Below are 19,723 nucleotides of genomic sequence, written 5' to 3' on the forward strand. Positions count from 1 at the left end.
GCCGTCCCGAAGTTTCGGGATTGGCACATAAGGATTTTCACTGCTATCTGGGCTAGTGCACATCTTGAATACTCTACTTCCTTCTCTCGACAAAAAATCGCTTCATCAACTCCGAAGCTTCATTAGCCAAAACCCCAGAAACAACAGTAGTTTTAGGATGCAATTGAGTTCCCATTTTCACAAAACCACGATGTTCATCACTGGCTCCATATACAATTTTCGAAATCTGACTCCAGTAGAGAGCGCCGGCACACATCTGGCAAGGTTCCAGTGTGGCGTAAAGCGTACAACCAATTAAATATTTCCCGCCAAGATAATTCGCAGCAGCGGTAATGGATTGCATTTCAGCGTGAGCTGTAACATCATTCAGTAATTCAGTTAAATTATGACTTCTGGCAATGACTTTATCATCAATGACAATTAGAGCACCAACAGGAATTTCGCCCTTTTCAAAAGCCATTTCAGCTTCCTGCAAAGCCTTTTTCATAAAATATTCGTCGGTGAAAGGATTTATCATAGTATAGACCGCGAATTCGCAAATTTAAATTCTTTGTGAAACAACTTTTTTTATCGACTGCAAAAATACAATTTCAAATCGTACCTTTGCTTTATGTCAGATAATTTACTTTCAAACATCAATAACCCAACCGATTTACGCTTGCTTGACGAAGCCCAACTTCCTCAAGTTGCCCAAGAATTACGCGATTTCATTATCGACATTGTGGCTGTAAAAGAAGGCCATCTTGGCGCAAGCTTAGGAGTCATCGAATTGACCATTGCGTTGCATTATGTTTTTGACACACCAAATGATTTATTGATTTGGGACGTAGGCCATCAAGCCTATGGACATAAAATATTGACAGGAAGAAGAGAAAATTTTCATACCAACAGGCAACTCGGCGGAATTTCCGGCTTCCCAAAAAGAGGTGAGAGTATTTACGATGCTTTTGGTGTAGGCCACTCCTCTACTTCCATTTCGGCAGCCTTAGGAATGGCAATTGCTTCTAATTTAAAAGGCGATTTCAGTAAACAACATATTGCTGTTATTGGCGACGCTTCCATCGCTTCAGGGATGGCTTTTGAAGGACTAAATCACGCCGGAGTTACTGATGCTAATTTATTGGTGATTCTGAATGATAACGCCATCGGGATTGATCCAAGTGTGGGCGCTTTAAAACAATACCTCACTGCCGTAAAAGAAGGAAAAAATCCGAGGCAAAACAACATGATCAAATCTTTAAATTTCGATTATTCGGGTCCAATAGACGGTCATGATATATTTGCCGTGATCAAAGAATTGAAGCGTTTACAAAAAATAAAAGGGCCAAAATTCCTTCATATCATTACCACCAAAGGAAAAGGCCTGCAGCAGGCCGAGGACGATCAGGTAAAATACCATGCTCCCGGAAAATTTGATGCTTTAACGGGAGAAATTCACATTAAATCAGAAGAAAATTTACCTCCAAAATATCAGGATGTTTTTGGCTTGACCGTTTTAGATTTGGCCATAAAAAACGAAAAAATAATAGGAATTACACCGGCAATGCCGTCCGGAAGTTCGTTAAAATTTATGATGGAGGCCTTTCCAAAACGTGCTTTTGACGTTGGAATTGCCGAACAGCATGCGGTGACTTTGGCTGCCGGAATGGCCACTCAAGGCATGATTGTTTATTGCAATATTTACTCGACATTTTTACAAAGAGCATACGACCAAATAATTCATGATGTAGCGCTGCAAAATCTTCCGGTAATTTTTTGTTTGGACAGAGCAGGTTTAGTGGGAGAAGACGGAGCAACGCATCACGGTGTTTTCGATTTGGCTTATTTGCGATGCATTCCTAACATGATTGTTTATGCACCGATGAATGAAATAGCGTTACAAAATATCTTACACACAGCGCAATTGGGATTAACTCATCCTATAGCCATTCGATATCCAAGAGGTCGCGGAGTCATCCAAGATTGGCAAACGAAACATCTTGGAAACTATGAAAAATTAGCAATTGGAAAAAGTGTTTGCATCAAAGAAGGCTCAAAAGTTGCTGTTTTATCCAATGGAACTATTGGCAATAATGTCATTTCGGCTATAACCAAAATGAAACATCCAGAAACCATTGCGCATTATGACTTTCCGTTTGTAAAACCGATAGACAAAAAGGCATTAAACACTATTTTTACTGAATTTACAACTATAGTGACTATAGAAGACGGAACTGTAAAAGGCGGTTTTGGAAGTGCGATTCTCGAGTTTGCCTCAGAGAACAATTATGCGCCAAAAATTACTGTTTTGGGTATTCCTGATGAGTTTATTGAACATGGAACTGTAGCGGAATTACAACAATATTGCAAAATTGACGTTAAAAGTCTTGAAAAACTTTTTTCGAGTTATTAAAATAATTATTTTGCAACCCCAAACACAAGTACTCTCAGATGAAATTTTTAACCTACACCTTATTACTACTTTCGTTCACATTTCCTCTTAATAGTTTTTCCCAAGAAGCGACAAACACCACTCTTTCCGACGGACTTAAACCTATAACCACACTAACAACTGCAGGCAAATCATTGTCTGTTCCGCTAAAAATACAAACAAAAACGCATTATCTACCATTATCCTATTGGAGTAAAAAAAACAGTTTAGGCTTTGACATTTCCGAAGTTGCGTTCGTCAACTGGTCTGCTGGGGGAACAAGTTCAATTTCCGGTTTATTTAAAGGTAAATTTCACAGAGTGTATAACAGTAGTAATTATAACTGGTCAAATGAATTAATAATTAGATACGGTTTGAATAAGCAAGACGGAATCGATCTTCGAAAAACAGACGACGCCATCCATTTAAACTCTACTTTTGGATATAGAAAAGATACACTTTCTAACTGGTTTCATTCGGCTAAATTTAATTTTAATACGCAATTTACTAACGGTTATGCCTATCCAAATAACGAAATTGCTATTTCAAAACTCTTTGCACCCGCTTATATTTTTATGGGAATAGGCGCAGAAAATATCAATAAAGAAAAAAACCGTACGTTCTATATCTCTCCTTTTACATTTAAAACAACCTTAGTTTTAGACCAAAGATTAGCAAATCAAGGTGCTTTTGGAGTAGTAAAAGCTACTTATGATTTAGATGGAAACTTATTAACTGCTGGTGAACAAGTAAAAATGGAACTTGGTTTTCTGATTACCAACAAATACAAAAAAGAAATCTTCAAAAATATCAGTTTAGAAAATCGTCTGAGCTTATATTCTGATTATGTTAATCGTTTTGGAAATATAGATGTTGATTGCGATTTGCAAGTTCAGCTTGTTGTAAATCAATATGTAAAAGCCAATATTGGAGCACATGTTATATATGATGACGACATTAAATCAAAAAGGGAAATTGCTGGAATACAAGTAACCGAAGGCCCAAAAACACAATTAAGACAAGCAATTGGAGTTGGAATCGAATATGTTTTTTAAATATTAATTCTTTTTTCTACCGTTGATAGTTTCAAATAACTCAAGTGCATTTCCATCAGTCAACAGAGACACGTAATGACAAATATGCAGCAATCTTCCGTACAGATTTTCTTTCTCCAAATGGTGTTTTTCAGGTAACATTTTCAGAATTAAAGAATCGTAATTAGACGCATTTCCATTGTATTTATTATTAAAAGCGGTTATAAATTTATCCAACAACGTTTGAATAATCTGATAGCCTACGATTTCTTTCTCAATTACTTCACGGCTTTGGTAAATATTATCGACACTAATCTTGATAATGTCATCCATCTGGGCTTTGTACTTGCTTTTGTCCATTATGGCAAAAGGGAATTTTCCGTTCAGAATCAAGGCTTCATTTTCGACAAATACTTTTACGGCATCATTGATTAAACTTCCAATAGCCAAAGCGCGTAAATAACTAATGCGATCTTCTTTGGTTTCCAAAGTCTTGTATTTAGAAGTATCAATACTGTCTTTAACCAATTTTATCAAATATTCCAACGCGAAATCCTCAGAAACTAATCCTAAATTGATTCCGTCTTCAAAATCAATAATGGTATAACAAATATCATCCGCCGCTTCTACTAAATATGCCAAAGGATGCCTTTCGAAACCTATATTATCGCCTGATTTATTTGGAATCAAACCCATATCAGAAGCCACATCTTGAAAAAAAGCTTTATCGGTTTGAAAGAAACCATATTTTTTGTCGGCTATGTCTTTGGTTGGTTTTTTTGGTAAACTTTCTTTAGGATACTTCATAAAAGCACCCAAAGTTGCATACGAAATTCGAAGTCCGCCTTCAATTCCAGGACGACTAGCCGTCAATACCGAAAAACCGTTCGCATTCCCTTCAAAATCAATTAAATCTTGCCATTCTTTTGCCGTAAGCTGGTCTTTGTATTGCTGTCCTTTTCCAATCGAAAAGTATTCTCCAATCGCTTTTTCACCGGAATGTCCAAAAGGTGGATTTCCAATATCATGCGCCAACGAAGCCGCAGCAACAATAGCACCAAAATCATTCATGTGATAGCCATGAACTTCTTTCAAATGTGGATATTTTTCAATGATTTTCTTACCGACCAATCGTCCCAAAGAACGACCCACAACCGAAACTTCTAAACTATGCGTCAATCTGGTGTGTACAAAATCAGTTTTTGATAACGGAATAACTTGTGTTTTATCCTGTAAACTTCTAAAAGCGGCTGAGAAAATGATACGGTCGTAATCCACCTCAAACCCCAAACGGGTATCATCTTGTTCTACACGCAATCTTTTGCCTTTGTCGCCTTGTCGTTTTAGTGATAAAAGTTGTTCCCAGTTCATCATTTTATTTTTGGTATTTAGAAGGAGCGAATATAAAGAAAAGGATGTGTTTAAAAACAAAAAAGCAGCCTAAAATGACCGCTAATTTTATCTTTTCTGCTTTTTTATTCCTCCGAAAACAGTTTCTTTTTGGCTATAAAATCATGCTTTTTCACCACATAGGTAACCGATAATGTATCATGCCATCCTCTAACTGCAGTTAAAAATGAAAAAGGCTCAAAAGGAATTAATCTAGAAAGTGTTCGTATAATTACATTTTTCATAATGGGTCTTGAACCATCGTGTTTTACCACCATTGTTTTAGTGAAATACTTCCCGAAGGTTCTGGAAAAATACATTTCAGTTGTTAAATAATAAAAAAACAAGATAACAAGTCCAAAAAAGAAACTTTCAACAATACTTAATGAGGAAACCCAATTTGAGGCTGTATCACTTTTCGTTAAATCTCCAATTAGAATTATGGTCGTACCAATACTTATTTCGATAACATAAATTATAAATAAATCAATAACGAAATTCAGTAGACGTTGGCCTTTGGAAGCTAGTAAATCATCAGTAACAGTAAATTTTTTATTTTCCATGGCATTTAGTATAAAAGGATTGTTTATAATGTGAATTATCTCAAATATAGTGAATTATTTACAAAAAAAACATTTGCAAACCCCTTTATTATGTGCTTATCAAACACGTTATTTAAATAGTAAAAACTATTTAGTACCCGTATTTAAAGGCAAATATATTTCAATTATTGAGTTTGGCCTGTTCCATTGAAAACGAAAGTCATATTTTTCAAAATGGATAAAACCTGCTTTGGAATAGTGCTCAATATTTAATCCTGAATTTGGTAATACTTTTTTATAGATGTTGTAAATCGTATTTTTTATTTCATCCATTTTACCGGTATGAACAAAAAAGACATACTCACCTTTTGGAATTTCTTTATAAACAAAATTATCTGGCACTACTTGTCCAAAATAAGGAATCGATGCCATATAGAAATATCTTTCGTTTATTTTATAGGTAATCCCATATTTTTCCCAATTTCCATCATTTTGTTTTAGATTTAATCTCTTCAATTCAGCATTAAATTTTACCCAATGATCTTGGATTATTACAAAATTTTGACTCTGGGAAGTTGTTATTTCAATAGAAAATCCACAAGTCAGTATATTATTTAATTGGAATGTCATATTTATTGCTTTAGATTCTAAATCAATTATAAAAAACGATTGTATTTTAGCCCCGATTGAAGTGAAAATCCTTTTTGTTTTTTCTTTAAAAATAAAAAGATTGCAACGAAAAGCGGGAAATAGCTCCAAAAAAAAAGCAGTTATCATTATAATAACTGCTTTTAAGTAATTAAAACCATTTTGTTGACATCAACAAAAAGGTGTGATTATGAGATTGCTTCGTTCCTCGCAATGACTTATGATCCACACATTTCACATTCGTCTGGACCAGCATTTTTAGACAATTCAAGCATCGCTCTGTATTCATCGGCAGTCATTTCTACTGCTTCTGCAACTGCAGGAACAGCTATTGATTGCTCTTTGATTTCGATTGGCTCTGCTTTTTTATCATTGTTCAATGTAAATTTAATCGCATCCACCGCAGCTTTTGTTCTTAAATAATACATTCCCGTTTTCAATCCGGATTGCCAAGCGTAAAAGTGCATCGATGTCAATTTAGAATAATTGGCATTTTGCATAAACAAGTTCAATGATTGCGATTGATCTACAAAATAACCACGTTGACGTGACATATCGATAATGTCTTTCATTGACATTTCCCAAACGGTTTTGTACAATTCTTTCAAATCTTGCGGAATATTAAGTGCTTGAACCGAACCGTTGTTACGCATAAGTTCTTGTTTCAAGGTTTCGTTCCACAAACCACGCTCCACTAAATCGTGCAACAAGTGTTTGTTTACGACAATAAATTCGCCCGAAAGTACTCTTCTCGTGTAAATATTAGAAGTGTAAGGTTCGAATGCCTCGTTGTTACCCAAAATTTGAGAAGTCGAAGCCGTTGGCATTGGCGCCACTAACAACGAGTTTCTCACTCCGTGTTCCATCACTTCTTTTCGCAAGGAAGCCCAGTCCCAACGTCCTGATAGTTCCTCATCTTTCATTCCCCAAAGGTTGTATTGAAATTCCCCTTGTGAAATTGGCGAACCTTCAAAAGTAGAATATGGACCTTCTTCTTTGGCCATTTCCATCGATGCGGTTACTGCTGCAAAATATAAGGTTTCAAAAATTTCCTGATTCAGTTTCTTCGCTTCGTCGCTCGTAAACGGCAAACGTAACATGATGAAAGCATCAGCTAATCCTTGCACTCCAAGACCAATTGGTCTGTGGCGTTTATTAGAATTTTCTCCTTCAATTACCGGATAATAATTCCTGTCAATTACTTTATTTAAGTTTCTGGTTACGCGTTTGGTAACGGTATACAACAATTCATGATTGAATTTTTTGTTTTCCACAAACATTGGTAACGAAAGTGAAGCCAGGTTACAAACTGCAATTTCATCTTTCGAAGTGAATTCCATAATCTCCGTACACAAATTCGAAGAACGAATGGTACCCAGATTTTTTTGGTTTGATTTTCTGTTCGCCGCATCTTTGTACAACATGTAAGGTGTTCCAGTTTCAATTTGCGATTCTAGGATTTTTTCCCACAATTCATGCGCTTTGATGGTTTTTCTACCTTTTCCACGTTTCTCGTAATCAATGTACATTGCTTCAAATTCTTCGCCATACACATCATACAATCCCGGACATTCATTAGGACACATCAAGGTCCAATAACTGTCTTCCTGCACACGTTTCATGAATAAATCCGAAGTCCACATCGCGAAGAACAAATCTCTGGCACGCATTTCTTCTTTTCCTGTATTCTTTTTCAAGTCCAAAAATTCAAAGATATCCGCATGCCAAGTTTCGATATAAATAGCAAAACTTCCTTTACGTTTTCCTCCACCTTGATCTACATATCTTGCAGTATCATTGAAAACTCTTAACATAGGAACAATTCCGTTTGACGTTCCGTTTGTTCCACGAATATAAGAACCAGTAGCTCTCACATTGTGAATAGAAAGCCCAATTCCACCCGCTGATTGCGAGATTTTAGCCGTTTGTTTCAACGTATCATAAATCCCATCAATACTATCATCTTGCATCGCCAAAAGGAAACAAGAAGACATTTGAGGTTTTGGTGTTCCGGCGTTAAACAATGTAGGAGTTGCATGCGTAAAGAACTTTTTCGACATTAAGTCGTAGGTTTCAATCACCGATTTCAAATCGTCTAAGTGAATTCCAACAGAAACACGCATCAGCATGTGCTGTGGACGCTCCACGATTTTACCGTTTATTTTTAGCAAATACGATCTTTCTAAGGTTTTAAAACCAAAATAATCGTAGTTGAAATCTCTATTGTATATAATATGGGAGTCTAAAAACTCCGCATTATCCATAATCACTTTATGCACTTCCTCAGAAAGTAACGGTGCATATTGACCGTTTCTTGGGTTCACATAATTGAACATATCATTCATCGTTTCCGAAAATGATTTTTTAGTATTCGAATGTAAATTTGAGATTGCAATACGAGCGGCTAACTGTGCATAATCCGGATGCGCAATAGTCATTGACGCAGCAGTTTCGGCAGCAAGATTATCCAATTCCGATGTCGACACACCATCATAAAGTCCTTCAATTACGCGCATTGCCACTTTCACGGCATCAACCAAATCATTTAAACCATAACATAGTTTTTTAATTCTATCTGTGATTTTGTCGAACATTACCGGCTCTTTGTGGCCATCTCTCTTAATTACATACATACTTTTGTTTGTTTTTTAAAACAGAAAATCCCTTCACTGTTTTTCGTTATTTGTAAATTATACTGAACTTGTTTCAGCATCTATTTTTGGAGCTATTTCCAGCTATCCATTGCAATCTTTTTATTTTTTAAAGAAAAAAATAAAAAGGATTTTCATTACTATCTGGGCTAATCAGCATCTGAAACAAAAAAAAATCAGTAAATCATTTAAGATTTAAAAGATTTCTTTAACATCAACATATTTAGATAAATTAAAACTTAATAACCCTTAATTCCTTAATGGTTTAAAAAAAAATCAAAAATCGGCATCAAAACTTATTTTCTGAGCATCTTCATCGGTATTCATAACACCCGCTTTTTGATATTCGGCTACTTTCTTTTCAAAGAAGTTTGTTTTTCCTTGAAGTGAAATCATATCCATAAAATCAAACGGATTTGTAGTATTGTATTCTCTTTCGCAACCTAATTCAACCAATAATCTATCGGCAACAAATTCTAAATATTGCGTCATCAAAACCGCATTCATCCCTATCAAACTAACTGGAAGCGATTCCGTAATAAATTCTCTTTCAATATTTAATGCATCTACAATGATACTTCTGATTCTTTCTTTTGGTACTTTATTCACCAAGTGGTGGTTGTGTAAATGCACCGCAAAATCACAGTGAACACCTTCATCACGAGAAATCAATTCGTTAGAAAATGTCAATCCTGGCATTAATCCACGTTTTTTCAACCAGTAAATAGAACAAAATGCTCCCGAAAAGAAAATTCCTTCCACCGCTGCAAAAGCAATTAATCTTTCAGCAAACGAATCTGATTCAATCCATTTCAAAGCCCAATCCGCTTTTTTCTTAATTGCAGGAAAAACTTCTAAAGCATTGAACAACTCATCTTTCTCCACTTCATCTTTCACATAAGTATCAATCAATAACGAATACGTTTCGCTGTGAATGTTTTCCATCATGATTTGGAACCCGTAAAAGAATTTTGCTTCTGCATATTGCACTTCGTTCACAAAATTCTCAGCTAGATTTTCATTTACAATTCCATCTGACGCTGCGAAAAATGCCAAAATGTGTTTAACAAAATAACGCTCATCTTCCGAAAGTTTGTTATTCCAGTCATTTAAATCTTGTGACAAATCGATTTCTTCAGCAGTCCAGAAACTGGCTTCCATACTTTTATAAAATTCCCAAATATCATGGTGTTTGATAGGAAAAATCACGAAACGATTTTTGTTCTCTTGTAAAATTGGTTCAAGTTGTGCCATTATAGTAGTTTGTTTTTTTTGAAATTTTAACGAAATAAATTCCGTTTTGAGAGTTACAAAGATTGCGAAATATTGATGAAATTAAAAGCCAAACTTATCCACAATAAGCCATAGTTTTTAACAAAAGGAAAAATAAATAGATTTTATATTCAAATTATAAAAAACTGTAAATCAGTTTATTAAAATCTAAAAAATAATGTAAAGTACCGTAAAATATAGGATTTTTAAAATAGAAAACAAGATTTTTTTATTCTATTTTGAATTATTTTTATGTTCCTCGGCAACTGTCTCAAGCTCGGCATACCAATCCTCTCCAAACCTTCTTACTAAAGCTTCTTTGACAAATTTATAAACCGGAACTTCTAACTCCTGACCTAAAGAACAGGCCGGATCACAAATATCCCATTTGTCATAATTAACAGCAGCAAATTCCGTAAAATCTTTTACACGCACTGGATAAAGATGGCAAGAAACCGGTTTTTTCCAGTCGATTATTCCTTGATTGTACGCTTGTTCGATACCGCACAAAGCTGTTTTACCATCAAAAATTACGTAAGCGCAATCTTTATCATCGATTAATGGTGTTTCAAGATCACCATCGGTTCCTTTGACCCAAGTTCCTTGCGCTTCAATAGCGGCAATTCCTTGTTTGCGTAAAAATGGTTTGACTTTAGGATAAATAGATTCGAGGATTTTAGTTTCCTCCAAACTTAATGGCGCTCCAGCGTCGCCGTCTACACAGCAAGCGCCTTTACAAGCGGTCAAATTGCAAACAAAATCTTTTTCGAGTAAGTCTTCTGAGACGATGGTTTTTCCTAGTTGAAACATTTTGCAAAGATATTCAAAGAAATCCAAAAAAGCACTTCACCAAATCATAAAATTCGAAAACAAAACAGAAGAATATAAAAATAATTTACATGAATTTATAGTCTGATTTTAGAAATTCTCGAGAATTTTTCTCTAAAACAACGCACTTCATCGTGGTAATTTTTCCATTATCTTTTAAGTCTTTCATACTCATTGTCATCATCAAAGGTCGGTCTCCCGTTTTAAAATAGCGCTTTAAAACATCCGGAGTTTTCTGTCTTTGCTGAGATCTAAACATATCCGAAAAACTCACCTTAGCCTCATTTGTGTAATAAAATACCATCACAAAATCTGCACTTGTGGCCTCAATTCCTTTACAATTATATCCCATTATTATTTTATTGGGAAGTGACTTGTATGAAAATCCGTCACTTTCATTCTCTTTTGATGTCATTTCAGAGTAATCAGGCATTTTAGAAGCCATGGCAACCTTTTCTTTTTCTTGTTCAAAAGCCGTAATCATCCACTTATTTTTACTGTCTATTACCATAAACATTTCACCGGACTCTCCCATTTTGAAACCAAAATATTCCGCATTGGGCTCTAAAAAATAATCCATAATCATCGCCTTTTCATTTTCAGTCTGAATTTCCAAAGAATATTTCCAACTGAACGAATAAGAATCGGGAACCAACGAAGGATCAACTTTATTTTTCCCAAACGCCATTGCCATCGCATCAGTATTCAATGTCTTGTCCATTACTTTCTGCTTCTCTTCGTCAGTTGTGTCAATACTTTTTTCAACTGCTTTTCGCGTTACATTATCTTGAATTTTTTTCTGAATTTTTTTCAAAATTTGCGCTTCTGCAGTATTTACAAAAAGAAACATCAGCACTACACTAAAAACCAATCGTATCGTTTTCATAGCTGTAAATTTTAAATTAATAACAAATTTACAAATTGATTATCAGATACTTAAACTTTATTAAAAAATAAAAAATACTAATTATTAAATAAAAATAGAGAATGAATTACGTCCATAAATAAAAAATCAACGTAGTCGATAACCAAACTAAATTCTATACTTTTGCAGTAAACAAACAAGCAAATTATGGAATTCGACATTAGAGAAATTATCACCGTAGGAATGGTACTTTTTGCCGTAATAGATATTGTGGGATCCATCCCGATAATTGTTGATTTAAGAACGAAACATGGACACATTGAGTCTGAAAAAGCTTCTATTGTTGCCGCTGTTATTATGATTGTTTTCCTTTTTGCGGGGGAAGAACTCTTAAAATTAATTGGTATCGATGTGAATTCCTTTGCCGTTGCCGGTTCGTTTGTCTTATTCTTTTTGGCGTTGGAAATGATTTTAGGAATCCGAATTTATCGTGACGAGGAAGCCAGTTCTGCATCCATTGTTCCGCTTGCTTTTCCTCTGATTGCCGGCGCCGGGACCATGACCACTTTACTTTCATTACGATCTCAGTTTTATACTATTAATATCGTTATTGCCATAATTTTGAATATTATTCTGGTATATATCGTATTGAAATCCTCTTCTAAAATTGAAAAAATGCTAGGGGAGAATGGACTTGGCGTCATCCGAAAGACTTTTGGAGTTGTGCTGCTTGCTATTGCTGTTAAATTATTCGCTGCGAATGTTAAAGGTTTGTTTGTCTAAATTAAATTTTCATAAATTTACCCTCTAAATTAGCGCTACAAAATTAATTAGATTTTTTTATAAATTTCATTCCAGCTTAAAAACTGTCCCAACTATTTGTTTCTTTCAAAACAAAAACAATAACGTATTATGAAAATTTTTACTAACATATTGGTATTTTTAGCAATCGCTTTAATCCTTTTTAATGTTACTTTGCTGGATTTTAGAAATCCATTTCAAGGAGATAGTGTCGTTGCTTTTATTGGAATCGCAGCTTCGTTTTGTGCTGTAATGATTCTGTTAATCTTTAGAATTTCAAAAAGAATTGAAGAAAAAACCAACGAAAAGTAATCGTTGTGTTTGATGTACTTATCTTAGGTGGTGGCGTTTCAGGAATGTCATGCTCACTTATTTTAGGTTCGGCAAAAAACAAATCTTTTGTAGCCGATAAAAAAATCGGCGTTTTTACCCATCAAAAAACATCTTCACTTCAAGAAGCCCTATTCAACAATGCATACGGAATTCCTTCAAGAACATTGGGCGCTGATTTGATGAAAGACAGCATCACACATCTTTCAGAAACGTATCCGCACATTGTGCAAATTCCCAATGAAAAAGTACTTAAAATAGAAGGCATTTATCCTGAATTTACAGTGACTACTAATAAAACAAGCTACCAAACGAGTATAATTGCTATTGGAATTGGTTCAGCAAATACTTTTGCGATCGAAGGTTTAATGGAATATCTAGAACCACATCAAAAATCACTACCCGAAAAACAACGAATACAACTCAAAAACAATGACCACAAAGTTGCTGATGGGATTTACGTGATGGGAACTTTAGCAGGCTGGAGAAGTCAACTGGCTATTGCTGCCGGAAGTGGCGCAGCAGTTGCAACAGACATTCTTACTTTATGGAATGACGGTATTCAGACTCACGCCCACGACAGTATTCGGTAGAAAAATGAATGGAACTTAATCGTTCAATTCTAAACTATTTATTATCTCGGTAATTAGAATCCAAATTCAATTATATTCCAGTTTATTTCTGATTCAAAACTCTTTTAACCATAGCGTCTTCGGGCAATACAATTTCATAATAATAGCTTTCACCATATAATTGTCGGGCAAACTCTGCCGTTAAATAGCGTTTTACCAAAGCTTTACTTTTATCAAAATTGAGCTCCAAACCATTTCCCAGAATAAATTTTTGAAATGCATTGAAATACAAATCAGTGGCATTCATTTTAGTTTGAAACTGTTCGAAAGACAGCCCTTTGAAAACGCTTCTATTCTTATCCAATTGCTCAAAAACAAAATTACCCACGATTCCAGATTGTAATAAATAAACGGTACTTTCATTTCCGTGTTCCACTTCGATTGGCACAAAAACATCCGGAACAATTCCGCCACCGCCATATACAATTTTCCCCTTTTTAGTTTTAAATTTTATAGTGTCCGAAACTTTTATACTGTCTTTTTCATACAATTCCCCATTTCCAAAACGCGCTTCCGATTCTTTGAAATACGCTTCATTTCCTTTTGAATACGGTTTTTGAATCGAGCGGCCTGTTGGCGTGTAATACCTGGCAATAGTCAATCGAACGGCTGAACCATCTGCAAAATCCATTTCTCGCTGTACCAATCCTTTTCCAAAAGAACGGCGTCCAACAATGGTTCCTCTGTCATTATCCTGAACCGCTCCGGCAAGAATTTCACTGGCTGAAGCACTGTTTTCATTGATTAGGACGAAAACATTTCCTTTTTCAAAATTTCCTTTTGCAGTTGCAAATGTTTTATCAATATTCCCGTTTTTGTTTTTGGTGAAAACAATCAGTTGTTTGTCTGTCAACAATTCATCGGCAATGGCAATGGCCTCTTCCATGTAACCGCCACCGTTATCTCGAACATCGATAATGAGTGATTTAGCTCCTTGTCGCTTAATTTTAGACAAACCTTCCATAAACTCTTTATAAGTAGTTTCGGCAAATCTGTTTATTTTTATATAACCAGTTTTATTCCCCAAAAGCAAAGCGACGTCAACACTTTTTAGTGGAATTATATCCCGTTTAATTTTTACTTTTATTTTTTTGCCTTCGGATTTTCTGTAAATCGTTAGTTCAATATCAGAACCCACAGTTCCTTTTAGTTTGGAATATAAACTGTCAGTGGGTAATTTACGTCCAAATAATTTTGTTTTATCGGCATACAAAATCCTATCGCCAGCCTTTATTCCAGCTTTTGCCGAAGGGCCGTCTGCAACTGGTTTTATAACCGCAACAGAATCTTTATACATATAAAAATTGACCCCTATTCCCACAAAGTTTCCCTTCATACTTTCCATCACTTCCTGCTGATCACTTGGTGGAATATATACGGAATGTGGGTCAAGTTGTGCCAAGATATTATCGACAGTAAGATTTACAATAGAATCCGTATTAACATCATCCACGTATTCATTATCGATAAAATCAATGAGTTTGTTCAGCTTGCTTTTTGAATTGTTTTTGACAAGATAATCAGCTGTGTTAGGAAAATTCAACATTCCACCCAAGACAACACCTAAAGCAAGTGTTGCAAAAATAAGAATTGGCAGATGTTTAGTATTACAGTTCATTTATTCTTCTAAAATTGAAATATGTTCCACCTCTACTCCTGCTTTTATCAAAAATTGAATTCCCGAATCATCTCGATAGCCATTGTGATAGACCACTCTTTTTATTCCGGACTGATGAATCAACTTGCTGCATTCCTTGCAAGGTGAAAGCGTTATATATAATGTTGCGCCTTCGCAGGATTGCGTGGATCGGGCTACTTTCAGAATCGCATTTGCTTCAGCATGTAAAACATCCCAACGCGTTAATCCTTCCTCATCTTCACAGCAATTCTCAAAACCGGTTGGCGTTCCGTTGTATCCGTCAGAGATTATCATTCTATCACGCACAATAATCGCACCAACTTGTTTGCGTTTACAGTAGGAAAGCAGACTCCATTCCTTGGCAATTCTAAGATACGCTTTATCGTACTTATTCAATTTTTTTTCGTTCATTTTATCTTATCCAGATTTCACTTTCTATAATTAATGGTATCACTACTCCTATTATGAATGCCGACATGACTAAAGTCCAATCACGTTTCGAAAATCTAAAAACGGTTTGAACAATGTATGACAAAATCAAAACAACAAAAACCACTACAATCTGAGCAGCTTCTATTCCTAGTGCAAACTCGGACAATGGCAATACTTTAGACGCAGCATCACCGCCCAGAATCGATTTGAAATAATTTGAAAAACCCAAACCATGAATGATTCCAAAGAAAAGAGTTATAAAAAACACCACGTTTATACTTTCTTTCTTACTTGATTTTCCTGCCGTAAAAAGATTAAACAATGCCGTTATTAGAATCGTTATTGGAATTAATAATTCGACCACATTTACTTTTATCGCAATTATTTCAAAAACCGAAAGCATTAAAGCCATTGTGTGACCAATGGTAAAAAGGGTAACCAAAAGTACAACTCGCTTCCAATCCTTGAAAGAGAAAGGAATTGCTAATGCTATTAAAAATAAAACATGATCATAAGCATGAATATCTAAAACGTGTTTTAATCCGATTTGAAAGTAAATCCAAAATTCTGACATCAGTAATTAATTAGGTTGATAAAGGGGCTGTAAACTTACGATTAATTTTAAAATGATTGATTTGATTGTTTAAATAAATACATTTCAAAAGAGATCAAATTCGAATAAAAAATTTAAAAAAATTAAAATCATTAATTTAAAAATAGATTTATCTTTGTAAGATATAAAACCAAAAATTATGTCATTTTCAGATTTATTTGATAGCGAATTCAAGCAAAGAAACAAAGGTCATTTTGCATCGATTGTACGTGTAGCGCTTACTGACGGGAAGTTTTCTCCTGAAGAAAAAGCATTTTTAGACAAACTGGCAATTCGATTAGAAATTTCTCAAGCAGAATATGAGGAAATTTTAGAGAATTCTTCAAATTACCCGATCAATCCTCCTTATTTATATGAACAAAGAATGGAGCGCTTGTATGATCTAGCCCGTATTGTGCATGTAGATCATCATTTAGGTGAAAAACAAGAAGTAATGCTTAGAAAAATTGGTGTAGGCTTGGGCTTTAATACTGAAAACGTAGATTACATCGTTGACAAAGCACTTAAACTAGTAGGTAAAGAAGTAGACCTAGACACTTTTATTTTCGAAATGAAAAACATGAATAAGTAAGACAAAATTTTTGAAAAAAGCTTCCGCCAAAAACGGAAGCTTTTTTTGTTTCTAGTACTTACTTAATTTAGCTTTATGCATAAATTCTTCGGCTTTTTCTACCATGTTATAACTTCCGCAGAAAAAAGGAGCGCGTTCATGCAAAGCTGTTGGTTCAATTTCCATGATTCTATTAAATCCGTCAGAAGCCTTTCCTCCGGCTTGTTCTGCAATAAAAGCTAACGGGTTGCATTCATACAATAATCGTAATTTCCCTTTAGGTGCCTTAGAACTCGTAGGATACAAATAAATTCCGCCTTTGATCATATTTCTGTGAATATCTGAAACCAGACTTCCTATATATCTTGAAGTGTACGGTCGGTCTCCTTCTTCTAATTGACAATATTTGATATAATTTTTTACTCCTTGTGGAAAATGAACATAATTCCCTTCGTTAATAGAATAAATGTGGCCGTCAGTAGGAAATTTCATTTTTGGATGGGATAAATAAAAGGTTCCAATTGCCGGATTCAGTGTAAATCCGTTCACGCCATGTCCTGTTGTGTAAACCAACATCGTCGACGTTCCGTAAATCACATATCCCGCTGCAACCTGATTGATTCCCGGCTGTAAAAAATCTTCAAGCGTAACTGGAGTTCCTATTGGAGTAACTCTTCTATACACTGAAAATATCGTTCCAACTGAAACATTAACATCAATATTTGACGAACCGTCAAGCGGATCCATCAACACCACGTACTTATTATTATGACTGTTGTCACTTCCCTCCACAGTAATAAAATCATCATTTTCTTCCGAGGCAATACCACAAACAATTTCACGATTGATTAAAGTTTGGATAAAAACTTCATTTGCATAAACATCTAGTTTTTGCTGATCTTCGCCTTGAATGTTCTGTTCTCCGGCAGCACCAATTATATCAACCAACCCGGCTTTGTTTACTTTATAATTCACCACTTTGGCAGCCAACCGGATGGAGTTGATAATTCGGGATAATTCGCCGGATGAATATTGAAAGGCATTTTGGTTTTCAATGATAAATTCTCCTAGTGTTTTGTTGCGTTCTTCCATTACGAAATCGATGTAGTTAATTTGAAGTCACAAATATCGTTTTTTTTGTGAAAACAAAATCAATACTATTTATTTACTTTGACAGTATTGTATATTTGCTGAATAAAACACAAAATTAATACGTAAAAATGCAATTTTATTGCGTTTTTAAATCATTAAAATAAAAATTTATGAATATTCGAAGAGGAAACCCGCAAGATATGCAAGCTGTTTTAGGTCTTATCCAAGAGTTGGCTGAATTTGAAAAAGAGCCAAATGCAGTTCTTATAACTGTTGACGATTTAATTCGAGATGGTTTTGGTCCTGTTCCTCTCTTTCATGTTTTTGTTGCCGAAATAAAAGACGACTCGAACGATAGCAAACAGTCTAAGCAAATTGTGGGTATCGCATTGTACTATTATCGCTATTCTACTTGGAAAGGAAAAACAATTCATTTAGAAGATTTAGTGGTAAAAGAAAAAATGCGCGGAACAGGACTTGGATATGCATTGTATTCTGAAATTTTAAAACAGGCAAAAAAAGATCAGGTTCGAAGAGTGGAATGGAATGTTCTCGACTGGAATACACCTGCAATCGAATTCTATGAAAAATCAGGTGCAAAAGTACTACGAGACTGGCATGTGGTGCAAATGGACGAACTTGGAATTTCCAATTTTGTGGAGAATAAATTGAAATAAAATAAAGAATAATTTTTGTTAAAAAATATGAGAGTATTCAAATTTGGAGGAGCTTCTGTAAAAGATGCCGCAGGAATCAAAAACGTATATGACGTTTTACAAAAAGTGGGTTACGAGGATGTGTTGTTAGTGGTTTCTGCCATGGGAAAAACGACGAATGCACTGGAAATTGTAATCAAAAACTATTTTGACAAATCGGCTGAAATGAAATCATCGGTTCAAGAAGTGAAAAAATACCACAATCAAATTTTAATGGATTTGTTTGACGATGAAAAAAACGAAGTTTTCGCTGCTGTCAATACTCAATTTGCTGATTTAGAATATTTTTTAGCACATAATAAATCTCCAAATTATAATTTTGTTTACGACCAAATTGTAAGTTACGGGGAACTGATATCGACAACTATTCTAAGCCATTTCATGAATTTCATGGGCATAAAAACGCAATGGTTGGATGTGCGTAATTTCATAAAAACAGACGCAACTTATCGAGATGCGGAAGTAGATTGGGAATTGACACAGAAAAATATTGCAAAAAACGTAAAACGCAAAATCTTAAATATCACACAAGGTTTCTTGGGTTCCGATGAAAATAATTTCACCACCACTTTAGGTCGTGAAGGTTCGGATTACACCGCTGCAATTTTTGCCTATTGTCTGAATGCCGAAAGTGTTACTATCTGGAAAGATGTTCCCGGAGTTATGAATGCCGACCCGAGATATTTTGAGAACGCCAGTTTATTAAATCAGATTTCGTATCGTGAAGCAATTGAATTAGCTTTTTACGGCGCAACGGTTATTCACCCAAAAACGCTGCAACCTTTACAGAAAAAAGAAATTCCCTTGTATGTAAAATCATTTATAAATCCATTATTAAAGGGAACAAGTGTTTCTAAAGGTGTCGATTTAGAACCGTATTTACCTTGTTTTATTGTTAAAAGAAACCAACTTTTAATTTCGCTTTCGTCAATAGATTTCTCTTTTATCATGGAAGAAAACATCAGCGAAATTTTTGCTTTGTTTCACCAATTTAAAATAAAAGTAAACTTAATTCAGAATTCAGCGATTAGTTTCTCCGTATGTGTGGAGGATAAATTTGATAATTTTAAAGCGCTGAATGCTATTTTATCGAAAAAATTTAAAGTTGAATTTAACGAAAATGTCACTTTATATACCATTAGACATTTCGATGACAAAGCATCACAAACTGTCGAAGAAAACAAAATTGTCTTATTGAAACAAGTCAGTCGTGAAACGATGCAAGTTGTGACAAAAGAAGCGTAAACACTTATTATCAAGTAGTAAGAAATGGGAATCG

20 protein-coding genes are annotated in these 19,723 nt (G+C 34.8%); 8 read left to right on the plus strand and 12 right to left on the minus strand.

The window, feature by feature from the left end; translation table 11 throughout:
• Positions 1–73: 73 nt before the first annotated feature.
• Positions 74–517, minus strand: a complete 444-nt coding sequence (locus AC0J6S_RS02830; protein WP_474955346.1) for a nucleoside deaminase — start codon at positions 515–517, stop codon at positions 74–76.
• Positions 518–610: 93 nt separating this feature from the next.
• Here AC0J6S_RS02830 and AC0J6S_RS02835 point away from each other — a divergent pair, with 93 nt between their 5' ends.
• Positions 611–2,392 carry a 1-deoxy-D-xylulose-5-phosphate synthase gene (locus tag AC0J6S_RS02835; RefSeq protein ID WP_474955347.1) on the plus strand — a complete coding sequence of 594 codons (1,782 nt, stop codon included), beginning with the start codon at positions 611–613 and terminating at the stop codon, positions 2,390–2,392.
• 38 nt (positions 2,393–2,430) lie between these two features.
• A complete protein-coding gene (locus AC0J6S_RS02840; protein ID WP_474955348.1) occupies positions 2,431–3,465 on the plus strand; it encodes a DUF3078 domain-containing protein in 1,035 nt (344 codons plus the stop codon).
• 3 nt (positions 3,466–3,468) lie between these two features.
• On the opposite strand, the gene AC0J6S_RS02845 is transcribed toward AC0J6S_RS02840, so the two are convergent.
• The 7 genes from AC0J6S_RS02845 to AC0J6S_RS02875 form a co-directional block, all read right to left on the minus strand.
• Complete coding sequence (locus AC0J6S_RS02845; protein WP_474956312.1) at positions 3,469–4,815, minus strand: deoxyguanosinetriphosphate triphosphohydrolase; 1,347 nt, start codon at positions 4,813–4,815, stop codon at positions 3,469–3,471.
• Between the two features lie 104 nt (positions 4,816–4,919).
• Entirely contained in the window at positions 4,920–5,396 is a 477-nt protein-coding gene (locus AC0J6S_RS02850; protein ID WP_474955349.1) for an RDD family protein, read from the minus strand.
• Between the two features lie 126 nt (positions 5,397–5,522).
• Positions 5,523–6,005 (minus strand): GyrI-like domain-containing protein, encoded by a 483-nt coding sequence (locus tag AC0J6S_RS02855; RefSeq protein ID WP_474955350.1) that lies wholly within the window; start codon positions 6,003–6,005, stop codon positions 5,523–5,525.
• A 236-nt stretch (positions 6,006–6,241) separates the two neighbouring features.
• Positions 6,242–8,656: a ribonucleoside-diphosphate reductase subunit alpha gene (locus AC0J6S_RS02860; protein WP_474955351.1), complete on the minus strand. Its 2,415-nt coding sequence runs from the start codon at positions 8,654–8,656 to the stop codon at positions 6,242–6,244.
• A 294-nt stretch (positions 8,657–8,950) separates the two neighbouring features.
• Positions 8,951–9,928, minus strand: a complete 978-nt coding sequence (locus tag AC0J6S_RS02865; RefSeq protein ID WP_113664963.1) for a ribonucleotide-diphosphate reductase subunit beta — start codon at positions 9,926–9,928, stop codon at positions 8,951–8,953.
• A gap of 252 nt (positions 9,929–10,180) precedes the next feature.
• Positions 10,181–10,756, minus strand: coding sequence for a DUF3109 family protein (locus tag AC0J6S_RS02870; RefSeq protein ID WP_113634085.1), 576 nt, complete (start codon positions 10,754–10,756; stop codon positions 10,181–10,183).
• Positions 10,757–10,841: 85 nt separating this feature from the next.
• A complete protein-coding gene (locus AC0J6S_RS02875; RefSeq protein WP_474955352.1) occupies positions 10,842–11,660 on the minus strand; it encodes a DUF4412 domain-containing protein in 819 nt (272 codons plus the stop codon).
• Between the two features lie 186 nt (positions 11,661–11,846).
• On the opposite strand from AC0J6S_RS02875, the gene AC0J6S_RS02880 reads away from it, so the two are divergent.
• The 3 genes from AC0J6S_RS02880 to AC0J6S_RS02890 all read left to right on the plus strand — a co-directional run bounded on the left by AC0J6S_RS02880 (position 11,847) and on the right by AC0J6S_RS02890 (position 13,363).
• Positions 11,847–12,422, plus strand: a complete 576-nt coding sequence (locus AC0J6S_RS02880; protein WP_394335933.1) for a MarC family protein — start codon at positions 11,847–11,849, stop codon at positions 12,420–12,422.
• A gap of 129 nt (positions 12,423–12,551) precedes the next feature.
• Positions 12,552–12,752, plus strand: coding sequence for a hypothetical protein (locus AC0J6S_RS02885; protein ID WP_474955353.1), 201 nt, complete (start codon positions 12,552–12,554; stop codon positions 12,750–12,752).
• A gap of 5 nt (positions 12,753–12,757) precedes the next feature.
• A complete protein-coding gene (locus AC0J6S_RS02890; protein WP_474955354.1) occupies positions 12,758–13,363 on the plus strand; it encodes an FAD-dependent oxidoreductase in 606 nt (201 codons plus the stop codon).
• An 82-nt stretch (positions 13,364–13,445) separates the two neighbouring features.
• Here the strand turns inward: AC0J6S_RS02890 and AC0J6S_RS02895 are convergent, their stop codons facing one another.
• From AC0J6S_RS02895 to AC0J6S_RS02905, 3 genes are read right to left on the minus strand one after another with little or no spacing between them, the layout of a single operon-like run.
• Positions 13,446–15,020, minus strand: coding sequence for a S41 family peptidase (locus AC0J6S_RS02895; RefSeq protein ID WP_474955355.1), 1,575 nt, complete (start codon positions 15,018–15,020; stop codon positions 13,446–13,448).
• Positions 15,021–15,452, minus strand: a complete 432-nt coding sequence (locus AC0J6S_RS02900) for a deoxycytidylate deaminase (RefSeq protein ID WP_474955356.1) — start codon at positions 15,450–15,452, stop codon at positions 15,021–15,023.
• A gap of 1 nt (position 15,453) precedes the next feature.
• A complete protein-coding gene (locus AC0J6S_RS02905; RefSeq protein ID WP_474955357.1) occupies positions 15,454–16,047 on the minus strand; it encodes a HupE/UreJ family protein in 594 nt (197 codons plus the stop codon).
• Positions 16,048–16,225: 178 nt separating this feature from the next.
• On the opposite strand from AC0J6S_RS02905, the gene AC0J6S_RS02910 reads away from it, so the two are divergent.
• Positions 16,226–16,657 carry a tellurite resistance TerB family protein gene (locus AC0J6S_RS02910; protein ID WP_474955358.1) on the plus strand — a complete coding sequence of 144 codons (432 nt, stop codon included), beginning with the start codon at positions 16,226–16,228 and terminating at the stop codon, positions 16,655–16,657.
• A 51-nt stretch (positions 16,658–16,708) separates the two neighbouring features.
• On the opposite strand, the gene fbp is transcribed toward AC0J6S_RS02910, so the two are convergent.
• Positions 16,709–17,728: a class 1 fructose-bisphosphatase gene (gene fbp / locus AC0J6S_RS02915; RefSeq protein WP_474955359.1), complete on the minus strand. Its 1,020-nt coding sequence runs from the start codon at positions 17,726–17,728 to the stop codon at positions 16,709–16,711.
• Positions 17,729–17,898: 170 nt separating this feature from the next.
• On the opposite strand from fbp, the gene AC0J6S_RS02920 reads away from it, so the two are divergent.
• Together AC0J6S_RS02920 and AC0J6S_RS02925 are read left to right on the plus strand one after the other, a co-directional pair.
• Positions 17,899–18,405 (plus strand): N-acetyltransferase family protein, encoded by a 507-nt coding sequence (locus tag AC0J6S_RS02920; RefSeq protein ID WP_474955360.1) that lies wholly within the window; start codon positions 17,899–17,901, stop codon positions 18,403–18,405.
• Between the two features lie 27 nt (positions 18,406–18,432).
• A complete protein-coding gene (locus tag AC0J6S_RS02925) occupies positions 18,433–19,689 on the plus strand; it encodes an aspartate kinase (RefSeq protein WP_474955361.1) in 1,257 nt (418 codons plus the stop codon).
• Positions 19,690–19,723 lie beyond the last annotated feature (34 nt).

This window comes from Flavobacterium sp. TS_SC_5, from assembly GCF_056156265.1.

What these genes read in the sequence shown, in the direction of transcription:
- AC0J6S_RS02860 (WP_474955351.1), bottom strand. Translation starts at nt 8,656, where the DNA reads ATGTATGTAATTAAGAGAGATGGCCACAAAGAGCCGGTAATGTTCGAC.
- AC0J6S_RS02840 (WP_474955348.1), top strand. Translation starts at nt 2,431, where the DNA reads ATGAAATTTTTAACCTACACCTTATTACTACTTTCGTTCACATTTCCT.
- AC0J6S_RS02920 (WP_474955360.1), top strand. Translation starts at nt 17,899, where the DNA reads ATGAATATTCGAAGAGGAAACCCGCAAGATATGCAAGCTGTTTTAGGT.
- AC0J6S_RS02865 (WP_113664963.1), bottom strand. Translation starts at nt 9,928, where the DNA reads ATGGCACAACTTGAACCAATTTTACAAGAGAACAAAAATCGTTTCGTG.
- AC0J6S_RS02850 (WP_474955349.1), bottom strand. Translation starts at nt 5,396, where the DNA reads ATGGAAAATAAAAAATTTACTGTTACTGATGATTTACTAGCTTCCAAA.
- AC0J6S_RS02870 (WP_113634085.1), bottom strand. Translation starts at nt 10,756, where the DNA reads ATGTTTCAACTAGGAAAAACCATCGTCTCAGAAGACTTACTCGAAAAA.
- AC0J6S_RS02830 (WP_474955346.1), bottom strand. Translation starts at nt 517, where the DNA reads ATGATAAATCCTTTCACCGACGAATATTTTATGAAAAAGGCTTTGCAG.
- AC0J6S_RS02900 (WP_474955356.1), bottom strand. Translation starts at nt 15,452, where the DNA reads ATGAACGAAAAAAAATTGAATAAGTACGATAAAGCGTATCTTAGAATT.
- AC0J6S_RS02845 (WP_474956312.1), bottom strand. Translation starts at nt 4,815, where the DNA reads ATGAACTGGGAACAACTTTTATCACTAAAACGACAAGGCGACAAAGGC.
- AC0J6S_RS02885 (WP_474955353.1), top strand. Translation starts at nt 12,552, where the DNA reads ATGAAAATTTTTACTAACATATTGGTATTTTTAGCAATCGCTTTAATC.
- AC0J6S_RS02875 (WP_474955352.1), bottom strand. Translation starts at nt 11,660, where the DNA reads ATGAAAACGATACGATTGGTTTTTAGTGTAGTGCTGATGTTTCTTTTT.
- AC0J6S_RS02905 (WP_474955357.1), bottom strand. Translation starts at nt 16,047, where the DNA reads ATGTCAGAATTTTGGATTTACTTTCAAATCGGATTAAAACACGTTTTA.
- fbp (WP_474955359.1), bottom strand. Translation starts at nt 17,728, where the DNA reads ATGGAAGAACGCAACAAAACACTAGGAGAATTTATCATTGAAAACCAA.
- AC0J6S_RS02895 (WP_474955355.1), bottom strand. Translation starts at nt 15,020, where the DNA reads ATGAACTGTAATACTAAACATCTGCCAATTCTTATTTTTGCAACACTT.
- AC0J6S_RS02910 (WP_474955358.1), top strand. Translation starts at nt 16,226, where the DNA reads ATGTCATTTTCAGATTTATTTGATAGCGAATTCAAGCAAAGAAACAAA.
- AC0J6S_RS02925 (WP_474955361.1), top strand. Translation starts at nt 18,433, where the DNA reads ATGAGAGTATTCAAATTTGGAGGAGCTTCTGTAAAAGATGCCGCAGGA.
- AC0J6S_RS02835 (WP_474955347.1), top strand. Translation starts at nt 611, where the DNA reads ATGTCAGATAATTTACTTTCAAACATCAATAACCCAACCGATTTACGC.
- AC0J6S_RS02855 (WP_474955350.1), bottom strand. Translation starts at nt 6,005, where the DNA reads ATGACATTCCAATTAAATAATATACTGACTTGTGGATTTTCTATTGAA.
- AC0J6S_RS02880 (WP_394335933.1), top strand. Translation starts at nt 11,847, where the DNA reads ATGGAATTCGACATTAGAGAAATTATCACCGTAGGAATGGTACTTTTT.